We start from the raw sequence: 629 nt of genomic DNA, 5'->3' as shown, positions 1-629 counted from the left end.
GGTACGCGGGGGCCTGGGGGTGTACGGCGGTCCGGGGATCGCTCGGTGCCTGCGGGCAGGCGGCCTGCGGGTACGCGGGCGCCGGCGGGGACGGGTACGCGGGCGGCGACGGGTGGCTGGGCGCCTGCGGGTATGCGGGCGCCTGCGGGTAGGCCGGTGGCGAGGGGGGAGTACCCGGGTCCTGGACCTGGGGGTGGGCGGGTTCCGGTGGTTGTGTCATCGGTCGGTCCTCGTGGTGAGCGGTGAGCGGTGTACGGGGAGCGGGTGGTGGCGAGGAGCCGGTCGGTCAGCCGATCAGCAGCGAGCCCGGGATCAGCAGCGCGCCCGAGCAGAAGGCGATCAGGCCGATCCGGATCCACTGGTGCTTGCGTGCCGCGATCCGGCTGGTGTCCGTCAGGGCCCTCACCAGTGCGGCGGCCGAGGTGCGTTCGGTCTCGATGAGCGCCGTCTCCAGCCGGCCGCTCCGCGCGGCCTGGTGGATGTCGCCGAAGTACGAGAGAGGCTGTCCGGGCGCCCAGCCTCTGGTGCGGTAGCGCGGCAGCACCGCCATCAGCAGGGCGAACAGCGCGAGGACCAGGGCCAGCGTCCCGGCCCACCAGGCGGTCGTACCGGCCACGGAGAGGGTGTCC

At 74.4% G+C, this 629-nt stretch carries 1 protein-coding gene; it reads right to left on the bottom strand.

All coding sequences use genetic code 11. The features are described from left to right. Positions 1-286: 286 nt before the first annotated feature. A partial coding sequence (locus BFF77_RS03440) for a Pycsar system effector family protein (RefSeq protein ID WP_245703170.1) occupies positions 287-629 on the bottom strand: 343 nt, incomplete at its 5' end.

The sequence above is a fragment of the Streptomyces lushanensis genome, from assembly GCF_001700515.1.
In the GTDB taxonomy this organism is placed as follows: Bacteria; Actinomycetota; Actinomycetes; order Streptomycetales; family Streptomycetaceae; genus Streptomyces; species Streptomyces lushanensis.
The sequence above is the reverse complement of the archived record's forward strand: the minus strand, read 5'-3'. Positions and strand labels throughout refer to the sequence as shown.